The organism is Mesorhizobium sp. (assembly GCF_041661565.1).
GTDB lineage: Bacteria > Pseudomonadota > Alphaproteobacteria > Rhizobiales > Rhizobiaceae > Mesorhizobium.
In genome coordinates, this window is record NZ_JBAZUD010000135.1 from 1 (window position 1) to 13,582 (window position 13,582).

Annotated in this window: 14 protein-coding genes and 1 pseudogene; 3 read left to right on the forward strand and 12 right to left on the reverse strand. The window is 61.9% G+C overall.

The genetic code is table 11. The annotated features are described in order from the left end of the window. Positions 1-103 (forward strand): 50S ribosomal protein L33 (rpmG, locus tag WC739_RS20270; RefSeq protein ID WP_127418822.1); only part of this gene is annotated, 103 nt, incomplete at its 5' end. Positions 104-208: 105 nt separating this feature from the next. On the opposite strand, the gene WC739_RS20275 is transcribed toward rpmG, so the two are convergent. From WC739_RS20275 to WC739_RS20315, 9 genes and pseudogenes are all read right to left on the reverse strand, one after another. Continuing rightward, entirely contained in the window at positions 209-1,276 is a 1,068-nt protein-coding gene (locus tag WC739_RS20275) for an ABC transporter ATP-binding protein (RefSeq protein WP_372954806.1), read from the reverse strand. A gap of 4 nt (positions 1,277-1,280) precedes the next feature. Next, positions 1,281-2,129, reverse strand: coding sequence for a carbohydrate ABC transporter permease (locus tag WC739_RS20280; protein WP_372954807.1), 849 nt, complete (start codon positions 2,127-2,129; stop codon positions 1,281-1,283). Then, the gene (locus tag WC739_RS20285) at positions 2,129-3,055 is read right to left on the reverse strand and encodes a carbohydrate ABC transporter permease (RefSeq protein WP_372954808.1); all 927 of its coding nucleotides are present in this window, start codon (positions 3,053-3,055) and stop codon (positions 2,129-2,131) included. Before WC739_RS20285 ends, WC739_RS20280 begins: the two co-directional genes overlap by 1 nt. 184 nt (positions 3,056-3,239) lie before the next feature. Continuing rightward, complete coding sequence (locus WC739_RS20290) at positions 3,240-4,517, reverse strand: sugar ABC transporter substrate-binding protein (RefSeq protein ID WP_372954809.1); 1,278 nt, start codon at positions 4,515-4,517, stop codon at positions 3,240-3,242. Positions 4,518-4,546: 29 nt separating this feature from the next. After that, positions 4,547-5,734, reverse strand: coding sequence for a PLP-dependent transferase (locus WC739_RS20295; RefSeq protein ID WP_372954810.1), 1,188 nt, complete (start codon positions 5,732-5,734; stop codon positions 4,547-4,549). Continuing rightward, a complete protein-coding gene (locus tag WC739_RS20300; protein WP_372954811.1) occupies positions 5,731-6,510 on the reverse strand; it encodes a FadR/GntR family transcriptional regulator in 780 nt (259 codons plus the stop codon). Before WC739_RS20300 ends, WC739_RS20295 begins: the two co-directional genes overlap by 4 nt. Before the next feature lie 130 nt (positions 6,511-6,640). After that, a pseudogene (locus tag WC739_RS20305) lies at positions 6,641-8,136 on the reverse strand (FAD-dependent monooxygenase). A 460-nt stretch (positions 8,137-8,596) separates the two neighbouring features. Next, entirely contained in the window at positions 8,597-9,970 is a 1,374-nt protein-coding gene (locus WC739_RS20310) for a PleD family two-component system response regulator (protein WP_372954812.1), read from the reverse strand. A 33-nt stretch (positions 9,971-10,003) separates the two neighbouring features. Further along, positions 10,004-10,375, reverse strand: coding sequence for a response regulator (locus tag WC739_RS20315; protein WP_006334976.1), 372 nt, complete (start codon positions 10,373-10,375; stop codon positions 10,004-10,006). Between the two features lie 224 nt (positions 10,376-10,599). Here WC739_RS20315 and WC739_RS20320 point away from each other — a divergent pair, with 224 nt between their 5' ends. Together WC739_RS20320 and WC739_RS20325 are read left to right on the forward strand one after the other, a co-directional pair. Further along, on the forward strand, positions 10,600-10,899 hold the full coding sequence (locus WC739_RS20320; protein WP_372954817.1) for a DUF3572 domain-containing protein: 300 nt from the start codon (positions 10,600-10,602) through the stop codon (positions 10,897-10,899). Then, positions 10,896-11,549, forward strand: a complete 654-nt coding sequence (locus WC739_RS20325; protein ID WP_372954813.1) for a hypothetical protein — start codon at positions 10,896-10,898, stop codon at positions 11,547-11,549. The genes WC739_RS20320 and WC739_RS20325 overlap by 4 nt, the downstream gene beginning before the upstream one ends. A 9-nt stretch (positions 11,550-11,558) precedes the next feature. Here the strand turns inward: WC739_RS20325 and WC739_RS20330 are convergent, their stop codons facing one another. The 3 genes from WC739_RS20330 to WC739_RS20340 all read right to left on the reverse strand — a co-directional run. Beyond that, entirely contained in the window at positions 11,559-12,638 is a 1,080-nt protein-coding gene (locus tag WC739_RS20330; protein ID WP_372954814.1) for a hypothetical protein, read from the reverse strand. Between the two features lie 137 nt (positions 12,639-12,775). Beyond that, positions 12,776-13,084, reverse strand: coding sequence for a hypothetical protein (locus WC739_RS20335; RefSeq protein WP_372954815.1), 309 nt, complete (start codon positions 13,082-13,084; stop codon positions 12,776-12,778). A 96-nt stretch (positions 13,085-13,180) separates the two neighbouring features. Further along, the coding region (locus WC739_RS20340; RefSeq protein ID WP_372954816.1) for a GNAT family N-acetyltransferase at positions 13,181-13,582 on the reverse strand (402 nt) is incomplete at its 5' end.

The window sequence follows — 13,582 nt, forward strand, 5'->3', positions numbered from 1 at the left end:
GACCAGCAAGAACAGCCGTACCAAGACCGACAAGCTGTCGTTCCGCAAGTACGACCCGGTCGCCAAGAAGCACGTCGAATTCAAGGAAACCAAGATCAAGTAATCTGGTTTTCCCTTTTGCAAACAAGACGCCGCCCATCGGGCGGCGTTTTTGTTTTCAAGGCAGGGGCCGCGGGCTGAAACGGCCTTCAGCCCCAGGTGATTTCCCTCACCCGATGCGATCGCCGCTTTTGGGATCGAACAGATGCAGCGACGCCGGATCGGCCGAAAGCCGCACAGTGTCACCAGGCTTCACGCCAGCGCGTCCCATGGCGAAGACGCAAAGCTGCTGGCCGGCCAGCGTGACGTAGAACTGGGTCGAAAGACCGAGCGGCTCCACCACCCCCACCCCGCCTTGCAGATCGCCATCATCGTCAAGCCTGATATGCTCGGGCCGCAGGCCGACGGTAATCGTGTCTCCATCCGTCAGCGGCAGACCCTCTGGCAGCCGCAGCGCCTGGCCATCGGCGAGCACGGCCTGCAACCGCCCGTCCTGGCGAACCGTCGCCGGCAGGAAGTTCATGCCAGGTGAACCGATGAAACCGGCGACGAACATATTGGCCGGCCGATCGTAGAGGTCGAGCGGCGCGCCGACCTGCTGGATGAGGCCGTCATGCATGACGACGATCCGGTCGGCCATGGTCATCGCCTCGATCTGGTCATGCGTGACATAGACCGACGTCGTTTTCAGTTGCTGGTGCAGCGCCTTGATCTCTGCGCGCATGTGGACCCGCAGCTTGGCATCGAGGTTCGACAGCGGCTCGTCGAACAGGAAGACCTTGGGATCGCGCACGATCGCGCGGCCCATCGCGACACGCTGGCGCTGGCCACCGGACAATTGCCGTGGCAGGCGCTGCAGGAACGTGTCGAGCCCGAGGCGCTGGGCCGCGCCATCCACCCTCGCCTCGATCGTGGTCTTTTCGGCCTTCCGGAGAAGCAGGCTGAAGCCCATGTTCTTCGAGACATCCATATGCGGGTAGAGCGCGTAGGACTGGAACACCATGGCGATGTCGCGGTCCTTGGGCGCGACGTCGTTGACCAGACGATCGCCGATGCGGATCTCGCCGCCGGAAGCCTCCTCCAGCCCGGCGATCATGCGCAGCAAGGTCGACTTGCCGCAACCCGATGGTCCGACCAGGACGACGAACTCGCCATCGGCGATTTCAAGGTCCACCGCGTGCAGGACGCGCACCGCGCCATAATCCTTGCGGACTTTTTCGAGCGTGACAGAAGCCATCGATCTATCCTTTGACGGCGCCGGCGGTCAGGCCGGTGACGAGATAGCGTTGCAGGAAGGCGAAGAAGATGCAGACCGGGATCAGCGCCAGGATCGACGCCGCCATCATCTGTCCCCAGTCGACGGCGAACTTGCCGATGAAGGTGAGCAGGCCGACGGCAAAGGTCTTCTGGTCGTCGCTGGAAATCAGCATGAGCGCGAACAAAAGCTCGCTCCAGGCCGCGGTGAAGACGAAGCCGAGCGTCGCACCCATGCCCGGCAATGTCAGCGGAACGATCACCTTGCGCATCGCCTGCGCACGGGTACAGCCGTCGATCATCGCTGCCTCTTCCAGATCCTTCGGAATGCCGTCGAAGAAGGACTGCATGAGGAAGGTGGCGAAGGCCGTGTTGAAGGCGGTGTAAATGATGATCAGCCCCGTCAGGCTGTTGATCAGGCCGATCTGTCCCATGACCCGATAGATCGGCGGAATGACCATCACCAGCGGAAACGTCTGGGTCAAAAGCAGCATCAGCGCCAGCGTCGCCTTGCCGCGAAAGGTGAACCGCGACATGGCGTAGCCGGCAAGCGTGGCGATGATCGTCACCAGGGCCGCCGTCGACACCGAGACGATGACGCTGTTGAGGAAATAGCGCGGGAAATCGGTCGCCTCGAGCACCGTGACGAAATTCTGCAACGTCATGCTCGACGGCCAGAGGGTGACGCCTTCGGAATAGAGCAGCCGCTCCGGCGTGACCGAGATCTTCAGCGTCCAGTAGATCGGAAACAGGGCGAAGATCAGGTAGACAGAGATCGCCGCGTAGAGGCCGATGCCGCCGAAGATGCGTTGCGAGGCTGAGCGTCCGGCGATCATCAGACGTGCCTCACCAGTGAGCGGCGGATGACGATCAGCGCGATCGCGTAGGCAATGAGCAGGACGAGCAGCAGCACCGCGACCGCCGAGGCATAGCCCTTGTCGAGCGATTTGAAGGCGCTGACATAGATGTAGACCGGCACCGTGTTGGTCGCGCCGGCCGGTCCGCCCTCGGTCATGACGAAGATCAGGTCGGCGAAGGTGGCGATCCAGATGGTGCGCAGCATGACGGTGATGGCGATGGTCGGCGCCAGGAACGGCAGCGTGACCTTGGTGAAGCCTTGCCACGGCGAAGCGCCGTCGATCGCCGCCGCCTCGTGCAACTCCGACGGTATCGACTTCAGCGCCGCCAGAAGAGTGATGGCGAAGAACGGAATGCCGAACCAGACATTGGCGATGATCGGTCCCCACATCGCCGTCGAGGGATCGGACAGGATGCTGGTGGTCGGTTCGGCCCTGAGACCCAACGCGAACAGCCAGTGCGGCAGCGGGCCGACGATCGGATTGAACAGCCAGGCCCAGGTCAGGCCCGAAAGGAAGGAGGGCACGGCCCAAGGCAGGAAGACAAGCGCCTGCACCACCTTGCGGCCCCAGAAAGGCTTGTCCAGAAGCAGCGCAAGGCCAAGGCCGAGGAAGAATTGGAAGAACAGGCTGGCGACCGTCCACCACAGCGTATTGACCAGTGCCTGTCCCAACACCTGATCGGAAAACATCGCCTGATATTGGCCAAGTCCGACATAGTCCGACTTGAAGGCCGAGAACTTGCGGAAGGAATAGCTGATGCCGATGACCAGCGGCACGAGCAGCACCACGACCAGCAGGATGATTGCCGGACTGAGATAAAGCCACGGCTCGATTGCGGCATGCGACAGCCGCTTGCGACGCGGTTTGCCGGCGGATCGTATTTCGGACACGGCGTAGGTCATCAGGTGATGGTCGGCTCCCTGGAGGGGCGTCGGGTACAGCCTCCTTCTCCCCGTGACTATACGGGGAGAAGATGCCGGCAGGCAGATGAGCGGCAGCGCGAACCTATCGAGGCATTGCGCCGCGCCTCTTCAGTCACTTCATGCCACCTTCTCCCCGTGAACGGGGAGAAGGAAAGCGCTGCACTTACTTCTTGTTCTTGGCCAGCCAGTCCTGCTGTTCCTTGGTCAGGAACGCGGCCCATTGGTCGGCGACCTCCTTTGCCGTCTTCTGGCCAAGCAGCACTTCCTGGAAATTCTTGATCGCCACCTGGTCGACGAAATTGCCGAGGTTTTCCAGATGCGTCGGCGGCGTCACCATTTCATATTTGGACGTGTCGCTGAGCTCGGTGAACCAGCCCTTGAACTGCTCGGTCTTGAAATGGGGATCCTGGTCGGCGCCATTGTGGATCGGCACGACGCCGACTTCCTTGGCCCATTCGAGATTGTCCTTTGGCGACAGCAGCGTCGCCATGAGCTTCCAGGCATCGTCCTTGTGCTGCGAATTGGCGAACATCGCCCAGCCGGCATAGCCCAGCGTCGGATAGGATTTGCCGCTCGGGCCGACGGGCAACGGCGCCACGGCAAAGTCGTCGGCACTCATCTTGTCGGCAATGCCGAGCAGCGCGTCCGGGTCCTGGTTGAGCATGGCGCAGGTGCCGGAATAGAAGCCGGTGACCGTCTCGTTGAAACCCCAGCTGACGGCATCCTTCGGCGCCAGTCCGTCCTTGTACATGTCGGCCAGCATCTGCAGGCCCTTGACGGAACCTTCGTCATTGATCGTCGAGCTACCGTCCTCGTTGAAGTAGCCTCCCTTGCCGGCGGCGATGTTCATGAACATGTGCATGCCGTTGAAGGCGCCCGGGCCGCCGCGCAGGCAGTAGCCGTATTTGCCCGGCAGGGCCGAGATCTTCTTCGAGTCGGCGATGAAGTCCTCCAGCGTCGCCGGCGGACCGTCGAGACCGGCTTCCTTAAATAGCTTCTTGTTCCAGAACAGCGCGTTCACGTAGTAGCCGTAAGGGATCATGAACTGCGTGTTGTTGACCGTCGAGCCGAACTGCTTGGCGCGCTCACCCAGCGTCTTGGCATCGTCCCATTTGGCCATGTAGGGGCCGAGGTCCTCGAGCTGGGCGTTGTTGGCATAGAGGCCCATCCAGCGCTCCGGCATCTCCACCACGTCAGGGGTATCGCCGGCCTGCACCATGGTCAGGAATTTTTCGAAAGCCTGGCCCCAGGGCAGCGAGACCAACTCGACCTTGATGCCCGGATTGGCTGCCTCGAACTCCGCGATCTGCTTCTTCAGGAATTCGGTGCGCGGCGGGCTGGTGATGACTTCGACCATTTTGAGGGTCGAATCGGCCAACGCGCTCCCGGCGGAAATCGCCAGCCCCGCGACGGTGGCAAGCATGACGGTCAGTTTCTTCATGTTCAAGACTCCCATTTTGAACCCGCTTGTTATTTTCTGGCTTTTTCGAAGGCCTGGGCAACATCCGCCCACAGGTCTTCGACACTCTCCAATCCGACATTGAAGCGGATGGTTCGGGGGCTGACGCCGAAGCGCGCCATCGAATTCAGTCCCGGCGTCTGCTCCAGCGACGCCTTGGCCGGCACGACCAGGCTTTCGTGCCCGCCCCAGCTGACGCCGATGCGGAAATATTTCAGCGCGTCGACGAAGACGGGGATGTCGATATCGTCCGTCACCTCGAAGGAGAACAGTCCGGCATAGCCGGCCAGCGTCGCCTTGCCCGGGTGGTTCGAATAGACGGGATGATTGACCCGCTCGACATTGGCATGCGCCTTCAGCCGTTCGGCGATGGCGAGGCCGCTCTTCATGTGGTGAGGCAGGCGCAGCGGCAACGTGCGCAGGCCGCGCAGCAAAAGCCAGGCTTCGAACGGCGACAGCTTGCCACCGAGATAGGAATAGGTCTGCTCGTTGATCTGCTTGATATGCGCGGCCGAACCCGCCACCACGCCGGCGACGGTGTCGCTGTGGCCGCCGAGATATTTCGAGGCCGAGTGCAGCACGAGGTCGACGCCATGCGTGATCGGCTTCTGGAACACCGGCGTCGCCCACGAATTGTCGATCGTGGTGACCATGCCGTGCTCCTTGGCCAGCCGCGTCAGATGTGCGATGTCCTGCAACTCGAACATCATCGATGTCGGGCTTTCCAGATAGAGCAGCTTGGCGCCGGGAAGTGCCGCCGCCACCGCATCCGGATCGGAGCCGTCGACATAGTCGACCTTGATGTTGAGCCGTGGCAACAACCGCTCGAACAGCCGGTACGCGTCGCCGTAGCAATTGCGCACCGCCACGATGCGTTCGCCGGCGCCGACGAAGGCAAGCACGGTGGCGCTGATCGCCGCCATGCCGCTGGAAAAGCCGCGCGCGGCCTCGGCACCCTCGAGCGCGGCGACGCGGGCCTCGAACTCCATCACCGTCGGATTGTCGCCGCGGGAATAGATCGGCTGCTTTCGTTTGCCGGCAAAGGTATCGGCCATCTCTGCATAATTGGCGAAGGTGAACAGCGAGGTCTGGTAGATCGGCGGCACCACGGCGCCGCCCGGGAACGGCTCGTCATGCGCCAACAGCGTCGCCGCCTCGGCAAGGTAGTCGTGATCGAAACCGGTTGAATGCTCGTTCATGTCTGGCTCGGAAGTTTGAGTTTGGCCGCACCGCGCTTCAAATCGTCCTCGACGGTGGCGATCAGCTTGAGTGCCTCGGCGCGGGCGCCCCGCGGGTCACGCGCCGCGATGCATTCATAGATGGTGCGGTGGTAGGGAAAGCTGGCATGGCCAAAGTCGCGCACGCCGAGCGGATGCTCCCAGAAGCGATGGAAGAGTTCGTGCATGGCGGCGATGATCTGTTCGAAAAGGGGATTGCCGGAGACGCGGTAGATCGCCTGGTGGAACTCCCAGTCTTCTTCGGCCGACATGCCGTCACGCGTGCGGAACGCCCGCTCCATGATATCGAGCTTGCGCTCGATCTCGGCGATATCGGCCGGGCTGGCGCGCTCCGCGCACAGGGCGGCAGCCTCCGCCTCCAGCGCGCGGCGAATCTCCAGTGTTTGCATCAGGCTGGTGAAATCATGGCCGCCGGCGAGCGTCAGCGGCATGTGCAGCATATCGGCCGATACAGCCGCCCTGAGATAGGTGCCGCTGCCTTGCCGGCGCTCGACCAGCCCGAGCCCCTCCCACCGCGTCAGCGCCTCGCGCACCGTGTTGCGGCTGACCTTGAGCCGCTCAGCCAAGATGCGTTCTGTCGGAAGCTTTTCGCCTGGCTGCAAGGCTTCGGCGCCGACAAAGCCCACCAATGCCTTCAGCACGGCGTCGTCGCGCGCCGTCGTGTGGATGGGTGGCAGGCTGTTATGGTCCACACTCCCTCCTGGTAAGTGGTCCAATGGTCCAACCAATTTCTGCATGAACGAGAAGGCCTGTCAACATCCGAAACGAGCAGTCGGCGGCCCAAACCCGTGCAATTGTCGCGAGCACTTCTGGCACGAGGCCGCGACATGTCGCGATCGAGAGGTCGCGCCAGCTCTGATCGTGTCGCTAACTCGCGGCAGGCGGCCCGAACCAGGTGGTCAGCGCCGCGGCAAGCCCTCCCCGGTTCCAATCCCCACCCAGGCCACGTAGCCATCAGGCCGGATCAAGACGGCGTCGGGCGAGGCGACCGGTCCGATCACCGGAATCTCCCAGGCATCGGCATACAAAGCGTCGATCTGCCGAACCCGATCCGCCCAGGGCGCTATGTCCAGCCTGCCTGGTTCACCGAGGTTGAGAAGCACCGGCCGGGCGTCATGCAGCAAGCTGAAGACCCGGACCGGACCGCCGGCGGTGACCAGGTCGAGGTCGGGCATTCGCCGCCCAAGCAGCGGATGCCCCACGCCGAGATCGTAGTGGATACCCAGACCCGACATCTCCGCGGCGATCCTTTTGCGCGGCTCTTCCATGCCAAGAAGTTCGGCAAAGATGTCGTTCAATGCCTTGGTGTTGGCATCCATGCGGCGAAGCGCAACCTGGGCCATCGCATTGCGCAGGACGCGGGCGCCGATCGGATGACGCTCGGCGTGATAGCTGTCGAGAAGGCTTTCTGATGATATCCGCTTCACCACCTGGGCGAGCTTCCATCCCAGATTGACCGCGTCCTGCAGGCCAATGTTAAGGCCCTGCCCGCCCATCGGCGGATGGATATGGGCGGCGTCGCCGGCCAACAGGACGCGTCTGTCGCGGTAAGCGGCAGCCTGGCGCGTCGTGTCCATGAACCGGGAGATCCAGGTCGGGCTGTGGACCCCGAAATCGGTTCCGTAGACCGCGACGAGCGCCTCGCGGAGGTCGCGCAGCGTCGGTTCACCGCCGATCGTCAGCTGCCTCTCGGTCAGCACGACGCTCACCCGGCCGCCCTCCTCGATCTTGCCCATCGCATGAATTCCGTAGGCGTCGCTGCGAAAGCCCAATACCGGTTCCCCAGACATCGCGACCTCGGCAATCATCCAGCTCATCGTCGGATCATGTCCCGCGAATTCGATGCCCGCCACCTTGCGGATCGTGCTGCGTCCTCCGTCGCAGCCGACGAGGTATTGTGCCCTCAACCGTCGGTCACCGGACAAAACCAGGTCGACGCCGTCATCATCCTGCGCGAAGGCTGTGACTTCCTGTCCGTAGTAGATCGGCACCTTCAATTCGCGTATCCAATCGGCCAATATCCGCTCGATATGGTTTTGCCGCAGCGCCAGCAGATAGTTGTGCCGCGTGGGAAAATCGTCGATCTCCAACCGGATCATGTGGAAGCCGACGGTCGGGAAGCGCTGCCCCTGCGAGACAAACCGGTCGGCAATTCCGCGTTGGTCGAGCACCTCGATGGTGCGTGCGTGCAGGCCGCCCGCGCGCGCGCCGCTCAGGTGCTGGTTCGGGCGCCGCTCGACGATGGCAACATCGATGCCGGCCAAGGCGAGTTCGCCGGCCAGCATCAGCCCGGTCGGACCGCCCCCGGCGATGACCACAGCATGATCCAGACGCGATGCGTCTTTCGGCGACCCAACACCCATTCTCATCTCCCATTTCCGCTGACTGGGTCGCGGTTTTACGGGAACGGACGGGGCTTGCCGCAATCCCCCTGTGCGCCATATGTACAAAATGAGAGAGGTGCTTGAGGCCAACACTGGGTGGCAAGCGTTATTCCCGCGCATGAAAAAAGCCCCTTTCGGGGCTTTCGCTGATGCGTGAAATCAAAGGGGGCCGGTCGGCGTTGGGCAGCGGTACGAGGAGGCCACTATGTGCCAGCGCCGGCCGGCCGACCCCACGGACCCAGGAGATGCGGCGGACCTGAGCATCATGGGGTATCTGGGGATGGAGCCGGCTGCCTAGCCTCGTGCCGGCTTCGTCATGACGGCACACTTGCGCAACAGCTTATGAAAATCAACAGTTTCTTAACCAAGGCCGGCGAATCACTTGGATTAAGGTAAATGGGTAACCTTGCCGGGTTGACGGAATAATCCGGTGAACCCTTCAGGCTGCCTTGGCGACGACACGATTCCGCCCGCCGGTCTTGGCTTCATAGAGCGCAAGGTCGGCCCGCTTCATCAGCGCCGCAGCCGTGTCGAGGCCCTTCAGCACTGATGACACGCCGACGCTGACCGTGACTTCGATGGTCTTGCCATCCTGGCCGATGAAGAAAGGCGCCTGGGCGATCTCGGCGCGGATGCGTTCGGCCACCTTCTCGGCGACCGCGCCGTCGGTATCCGGCATCACCACGACAAACTCTTCACCGCCGAAGCGGCAGGCGAGATCGATCCCGCGGACATTCTTGCGCAGTCGCCGCGCAAACTCCCGCAGCACCTCGTCGCCGCCGTCATGGCCATAAGCGTCATTGATCGACTTGAAGCGGTCCAGATCGGTGATCATCACCGAAAGCGGCCGCCGCCGCGCCACGGCACGATCGAAAAGCGTCTGCAAATGGCTGTCCAGATAACGGCGATTGTGCAGTCCGGTCAGCCCGTCGGTCACCGCCATTTCGATGGTCTGGGTGACGCTGGCGCGCAATTGATCGTTGTAGCGCTTGCGGCGCACCTGCGTGCGCAGCCGCGCCGTCAGTTCCTCCTGATCGATCGGCCGCATCAGATAATCGTTGATGCCGAGTTCGAGACCCCGGATGATCCGCTCCTCCTCGCCCTCCTCCGCAAGCAGGATGATCGGAACGAAGCGTGTGCGGTCCAGCGAGCGCAATTGCGAACAAAGCCGAAGCGGGTCGAAATCCGAGAAGGCCGTCGAGATGATCACGCATTCGTAGGGCGTCTCCGCTGCCTGGAAGAACCCGGCATGCGGATCGTTGGCGATATCGAGCTCGGCACGGTCACACAGCATCTTCTGGATGCGCTCGAACGATGATTTGCGTTCGTCGATCAAAAGCACTCTCGGCGTCGTGTCCTCCGACGCGAAATTGCGGCTCAGCAACTCTTCGATGCCGATGTTGCGTGTCGTCGAGGCGCGCAGCCGCAACTCGTCGGTCAGCGACTTCAGCCGGACCAGGCTCTTGACGCGGGTCATCAGTTGCAGGTCGTTGACCGGCTTGGTCAGGAAATCGTCGGCGCCGGCCTCGAGCCCGCGCACGCGGTCGGAAACCTGGTCCAGCGCGGTGACCATCACCACCGGAATGTGCGACGTGGCCGGATCGCTCTTCAGCCGCCGGCAGACTTCGAACCCGTCCATGTCGGGCATCATCACGTCGAGCAGCACGACATCGACCTTGCCGTTCTCGCAGGTCTCGATGGCATCGGGTCCGTTGGAGGCGGTCAGCACCTCGAAATATTCGGCAAGCAACCGGACTTCCAGAAGCCTCACATTAGCCGGGATATCGTCGACGACGAGGATCCGCGCGGTCATTTCACAAGGCTCCGGATCGGCTCGAAGGATACATCAGGCGTCGCCCAGGTAGGATTTGATGGTCTCGATGAAACGAGGCACTGAGATCGGCTTCGAGATATAGGCCTCGCATCCGCCCTGGCGGATACGCTCCTCATCGCCTTTCATGGCGAAAGCGGTCACCGCGATGACCGGAATGACGTGCAGGTCATCGTCTTCCTTGAGCCATTTTGTGACTTCCAGCCCCGATACTTCAGGCAGCTGGATATCCATCAAGATGAGGTCAGGCCGGTGCTGACGTGCCAGATCGAGTGCTTCCAGACCGTTGCGGGTGCGCACCGTCTCATAGCCGCTCGCTTCGATGAGGTCCCGAAAGAGCTTCATATTGAGCTCGTTGTCCTCGACGATCATGACCTTCTTAGGCATCGATATCCCGTCCCGGCCGTCCTTCCGTTCGAAAGGCAACCGTCATGCGCCGATCTCGGGCGCACCAAACCATGCATCACTTACGGCAATATAATTGACGAAACGGAAACCCGCCGCTGAAAATGCTGACCGGATTCCGACTTGAACGCCGCTCCGACGGCTTGCCGCGAGGGCTGCTTGCGATTACTGCGGAAACAGACTCATCCCGCTCACCGAAGGTAGTGATGGCAAACGCAGCGTCAATGCGTGAAGAGGCCGAAAACATCGCCGTCATGGCGCTGGGCTTTGTCGCCTCCGATCCAGAACTGCTGCCCCGCTTTCTGGCGATCACTGGCATCGAGTCCCATTCCATCCGCAAGGCAGCCACGGAGCCGGGATTTCTTGCGGGCGTGCTGCAATTCATTCTGGCCCACGAGCCGACGCTGCTGCGCTTCGCCGAGGAAACCGGCACGCCGCCGGCTGCCGTCGGCAAGGCGCTGCGGGCGTTGCCGACCGGCGACGACAACCATGAGCATTCGACATGAGCGATGATCCCGAAACAGCGCGCCAGATCGAGGAACTGGCAGCCGATGATCGGCCGTTGCTGGTGCTCGATGTCGATGACGTGGTCCTTGAATTCATCCGGCCCTTCCCGAATTTCCTCAAGGCCCGCGGCTTCGGCCTGACCTTCGCTTCCTTCCGCCTGACCGGCAATATCGCCGAGACCGAAAGCGGCCGACTGGTCGAACAGCCTGAAGTCACCGCCCTGCTGGATGAGTTCTTCCACACGCAGGCCGACTGGCAAAGCATCACCGATGGCGCCGCGACTGCCCTGGCTGGATTGGGCGACCGCGCCGAGATCATCATGCTGACAGCCATGCCGCACAAACATCGAGCCACGCGTCGCGCCCATCTCGACGCGCTCGGACTGAACTATCCGCTTCTGACGACCGAAATGGCCAAGGGGCCCGCGGTGGCCAAACTGCGCGGCAAGAAAGGCCGGCCTGTCGCCTTCGTCGACGATCAGCCGCCCAATCTGATTTCAGCTCGCAACTCGGTCGACGATGCGCATCTCTTCCATCTGATGGCAGACAATTCGCTACGCGCCTTCCTGCCGCCGATGCCCGAAGACATCATCGTCGTCCAGGATTGGCACGAAGCCGCACCCCTGATCGAGCAGGCCCTGGGGCTGTAAGCGCCGTTCTCAGGGGTTCGGTTCCGACCCCGCTCCGCCGCCGTCTTCCAGATCGCCGCCATTGCCTTGACCTGGGCTATCCTCGGAGAGGGGATCAGCGCCCTTCAACATGGCCCCATTGACGAGGATGGAACCATCCGGCTTGGCGTTGATGACCCATTCAAGCCGGCCATCCGGCAATGTCTTGGCAAATCCCTTGGCGGCCAGTGCGAATGGAAAAAATTGTGCTGATTCCGGCTCGGTCTTTGCGGCCGTCTGCAGGGCCGCCACAATGGTGTCGTAGCCGGAAACATCGATGGTCATGGTTGTGTCCGGCTTCTCGCCGGGAAACGTCATCTCGCCTTCCAGCGCGATCTCGATGTCCTTGTTTTTCACCGTGCTGTGGCCGATGACGAATTTAGGGTTCTTGGCCATGAAGTCGGCCTTCAGCGCCCCTCCAAACTCATTCGACAGGGGCGGAGTCTTTCTTAGGTCAAAAGCTTCGATCGCCTTCCTTGCCATGCTGTCGAGATCGATGTTTGCGCCGCCGAAATTGAGATCGATGTCCGTCGGCAGCAACGGAACGCTCCAGCCGGGGAGCGTCTGCCGCGGGATCGTCAGGCCGGATGCCTTGATCGCGTAATCGATCTTGCCGTGCTGAGATATTCCGTCGATGCCGCCCTCCACTCTCAGCTGCGCCGCGCCGAACCGGCCGACCGGGCTCTCCACGACGAAATCCTTGAAGCCATAGGCCCCCTGCACTCTTTCCCAGATTGGCAGCGCGGCAAGCAGCAGCGATTTGAACTCGGCCTGATTCGCCTTGAACTTGACATCGCTCTCATTGGCGACGGCGAAGGCAAGCAGGTCGAGAAGCGATCTCGTCTTGATCCCCGTGCCCGTGGCGTCCACCGAAAACTCCGGTGACGATACCGATGCCGAAAAAACCAACCCGGTCTTGGGATCGTTGACCCTGACCGTTTCGGCAAAGCTCAGGATCTTTTCGGCCACCGTGAAATCGACGCCGCCATTAGCCGACTTTGTCGAAGTCATCGTGGCGATGCCGGTCCCAGCGGACACATCCGCCTGCTGCTTGGCCTCCCGCGTCTTCATCGTCATTGCGTCCATGGAACCCATGGCGCTTACAAAGGCCGCCAGTTCAGGATCATAGACCGCCGCGAACATGTTGTTTGAGACGGATAGGTCGATGTGCTGCGGACCTTCTGGACCAGTGAAATCAAATGAACCTTTCAGCGGCGTCTCCGCCGAAACCTCCCAACGCCCATCGTCGCGTGGCTTGGCCAACATGAATACGGCGTCAGGTCGAATTTGAGCGTCTGCTGTTTTGCCAGCAAATCCGCGACGGGTTTGAAATCGAACGCGAGCCTGTATGAATCACCGTCGACCGAAATTTTTACGAAACCAATATCGAACGGCGTCCTGCCAAAATAATGCGCAAGATTGTCGGAAAGCTTTTTGGCGCCTTGGCTGTCGACCGTCTGGCCCAAAGCCGGCGCGCCGCAGGCAAGAAGAAAGAAAACTGGCAATACACGCTTCATGTTAATCCTCTTCTCTATCGCCGCTTCAATAACCGTCCCTGCCACTGGTAGGGAAATACAATCACAGCTGCAAGACACGGCGTTGCTCGCCAGACGCTAAAGCACAAGCCGCATCAGGGGCCTGCCGGCCTTGCGTTCCACAAGCCTCTCGAACCCAGCCTTCTCGAAAACCCGCGACGAGCCGACGAACAGCCCTATCGAACGCGAATCCCTCGACAGGTCTATCGGACAAGCCTCCACCAGCCGCGCACCGTTCTCGCGGGCAAAGTCGATGCCACCTTCGACGAGGCGATGCGTGATGCCCTTGCCGCGCGCCCTGGAGCGGATGAAGAAGCAGGAGATCGCCCACACGGCGGGGTCCGCGGCATCGGTGGGATCGACCGGCGCCGAACCCCTGCCCTGGTTGTTCCATTCGGGCACGTCGGCGCGCGGCCCGATCTGCATCCAGCCAACGGCCTGGCCATTGTCGAATGCCAGCAGGCCGGGCGGCGGCCCCGC

Bases quoted from the DNA above. Each gene is read 5' to 3' on its own strand.
- WC739_RS20310 (WP_372954812.1), bottom strand. From the start codon at position 9,970: ATGACCGCGCGGATCCTCGTCGTCGACGATATCCCGGCTAATGTGAGG.
- WC739_RS20275 (WP_372954806.1), bottom strand. From the start codon at position 1,276: ATGGCTTCTGTCACGCTCGAAAAAGTCCGCAAGGATTATGGCGCGGTG.
- WC739_RS20280 (WP_372954807.1), bottom strand. From the start codon at position 2,129: ATGATCGCCGGACGCTCAGCCTCGCAACGCATCTTCGGCGGCATCGGC.
- WC739_RS20290 (WP_372954809.1), bottom strand. From the start codon at position 4,517: ATGAAGAAACTGACCGTCATGCTTGCCACCGTCGCGGGGCTGGCGATT.
- WC739_RS20315 (WP_006334976.1), bottom strand. From the start codon at position 10,375: ATGCCTAAGAAGGTCATGATCGTCGAGGACAACGAGCTCAATATGAAG.
- WC739_RS20330 (WP_372954814.1), bottom strand. From the start codon at position 12,638: ATGAAGACGCGGGAGGCCAAGCAGCAGGCGGATGTGTCCGCTGGGACC.
- WC739_RS20320 (WP_372954817.1), top strand. From the start codon at position 10,600: ATGGCAAACGCAGCGTCAATGCGTGAAGAGGCCGAAAACATCGCCGTC.
- WC739_RS20295 (WP_372954810.1), bottom strand. From the start codon at position 5,734: ATGAACGAGCATTCAACCGGTTTCGATCACGACTACCTTGCCGAGGCG.
- WC739_RS20325 (WP_372954813.1), top strand. From the start codon at position 10,896: ATGAGCGATGATCCCGAAACAGCGCGCCAGATCGAGGAACTGGCAGCC.
- WC739_RS20285 (WP_372954808.1), bottom strand. From the start codon at position 3,055: ATGACCTACGCCGTGTCCGAAATACGATCCGCCGGCAAACCGCGTCGC.
- WC739_RS20300 (WP_372954811.1), bottom strand. From the start codon at position 6,510: ATGCAGAAATTGGTTGGACCATTGGACCACTTACCAGGAGGGAGTGTG.
- WC739_RS20335 (WP_372954815.1), bottom strand. From the start codon at position 13,084: ATGAAGCGTGTATTGCCAGTTTTCTTTCTTCTTGCCTGCGGCGCGCCG.